This is a genomic window from Vibrio sp. 10N.222.46.A1 (assembly GCF_041473595.1).
Classification (GTDB): Bacteria; Pseudomonadota; Gammaproteobacteria; order Enterobacterales; family Vibrionaceae; genus Vibrio; species Vibrio tasmaniensis_A.
Genome location: NZ_JBFRSN010000060.1, coordinates 1 through 2,269, shown reverse-complemented (window position 1 = coordinate 2,269; position 2,269 = coordinate 1). Strand labels below are relative to the sequence as shown.

General features: G+C 41.3%; 2 protein-coding genes and 1 pseudogene. All 3 read right to left on the bottom strand.

Annotated features, from left to right (window positions below; genetic code table 11):
• Nucleotides 1-592: LuxR C-terminal-related transcriptional regulator (locus AB4496_RS02440; RefSeq protein ID WP_372130546.1), on the bottom strand; the 592-nt coding region annotated here is incomplete at its 3' end.
• 95 nt (nucleotides 593-687) lie between these two features.
• Nucleotides 688-1,569: a hypothetical protein gene (locus AB4496_RS02435; protein ID WP_009845437.1), complete on the bottom strand. Its 882-nt coding sequence runs from the start codon at nucleotides 1,567-1,569 to the stop codon at nucleotides 688-690.
• A pseudogene (locus tag AB4496_RS02430) lies at nucleotides 1,559-2,269 on the bottom strand (fimbrial biogenesis outer membrane usher protein); the annotation flags it as partial. The pseudogene AB4496_RS02430 and the gene AB4496_RS02435, both read right to left, overlap by 11 nt.

The following is a 2,269-nucleotide window of genomic DNA, read 5'->3' as shown; positions in this document are numbered from 1 at the left end:
ATATATTATATACATGCGTTTTTACTGTACTTTCTGAAATAAATAGTTCACTTGATATCTCTAAATTTGTATCTCCTCTGATAACTCGTTTAAATATTTGAGCTTCTCTTTTTGTAAGGGTAGATAATATTACCTGTGACTTGAATGTTTGGGAGCGCGCATTGGATAAAATATGCGACATTAACTTCCTCGGTAACCATAGGTCGTCATCACAAACCGTTTTCAAGCAACGTGTAAGGTGTTCTACAGGAGCATCTTGATAGATTATGCCCTTTATATTAAACATGTTGAATAGTTGCATTACGGTAATACTCTGTCCGGTAATATCAGAGGGAACGTCATAGATTACCCATTTGTTGGACTCTACTTTTGATAAGGTGATGTAAACATCTTTGATGTCAGCTAAGAGTAAGTAACTAATGAGAATGACATCAAACGTCTTGCGATGATTCGAACGTTCAATGCCTGAAATACATTCGCGACTAAAACAAAAGTCACTGTATTTCTCTATTTCTCGTTGAATAAACTGGTTATTTATACCGTTATCGCCAATTAGGAGCATGTGCTTTAAATTATTTTTACTGTTATGCATACTTTACTCCGAAACTGACAAATCGTGTTGTGATTATATGATACTGGGTTTTATATAATTGCGTTGCATATCTCAGGATTTATATAATTACATATTTAAGGCTGCTGTGAAAGGAGGGGTTCTATAGAAATTTGTAATGTATCGTCATATATTCCTCCCGGTTTGTTCTCTGTTTCCCCAATTACAAAACTCAAAGGAATAGGTTGACCGATCGTAGCCGAAATACGCTGAATTTTTGCATCAAGTTGACCGAGGTTTACTCTATCGTTATCTAGGGAAAGTTCGTATGGAATATCCCATTTTGTCTCATCAGATTCATGACGTAGCATCCCTTGATGGGATGATTCCAATACGATGGTATACGCTGTATTACTTTGCACCCATAGGTTCGGTGCAGAACGAATAATCTTGTTTGAATATAATGTTCCTAGATCAAGGTCATAATGCTGTTGAGTTAACCCATAAAAGTGAACTTTTGCAGCTGGTGGCACGGTAACAGATACTGGGAGTGAGCTAGGGCTAATCTCTATTTGTTGGTTGTCTGAGGTATAAGAGGGCGACACTTCTAAAAGCCCCCGGTAGGTTCCTGACGCTAGCCACTGTTTGCTTGGGAAACGCATTTGTATGGTTGTCGAAGGTTGACTGTCGGTTAATGATACATGCCACTGATTGGCGATTGGCACACCCACTTGTCCACTCCACTCGAAGTTGAGTTTGTCTTGGTTTACCCCTTTTAACGTCCGACTAGTATCATTAAGTTGTAGAACCAAACTCAATTTACAGTCTTCGCCAATTATATTCGCATCGATCCTGTAAGTATTAATTGTTGCGTAATTACCAGTGTTGAAAACGTCGTATTGAGACTGGGATGAGACGGGTTGAATCGTCAATGCACTAGCTTCACATGCTAATACAGAGGATACAGAATTTATGGCGATGAGGAACCATCCTCCCCACCGAAGTTGTTTAATCCACATACACATCTCCTAGTCTGATCAAGTTGTCACTGCGCTCGCTGAGAGTAATGACGGCTGACTCTTGTCCTTTAGTGTCAAGAATCAGTTGATATTTCCCTGGCTTTAACCCAGATATCGCAAATATGCCACTCCGATTGGTAAAGAAGTCAATCGGTAACTGTTTAGCTTCACCAAGGTAATGTGCTACACCAGCGACAAGTGAAATTGGATTGTTATTTTGACGGTCGTATAGCTTACCAATCACGGTTAAGACAGCATCGGAACCAATTTGTAGTTGGAAGCCCCGCTTGTAATCAGGCTTAACCCAAAAAGCACCATCCCCCAAATCATATCCCGGTGGTAAGTTATCGACCTCATAACCGATGACTTGGCTATTATAAGCAACAAGATCAGGGACCATGGCACTGGCATCTCCGTTAAGGTAAACGCGTGCGTACTCTCCATCTTTTGTTGGGTCTAATGCCACGTCATTCTCTGCGAGGCTTTCGTGCTTGCTGACAATAGCGAATGCTTCTCGGACTGGTCTGCCGATCGTTACCGATGAACCTGCAAACGCAAGTGCACTGCTGATGGTCACGTCGGTACTGTGGTTTCTTGTGTCACCACTAATGTCGTCAAGTCGCGAGGCATGGGTGGCACTCAATTCGTAACGGTTTGCTGTATAGTTAATACCAGCGTCCATATCGGCGTCCGTTTCTTC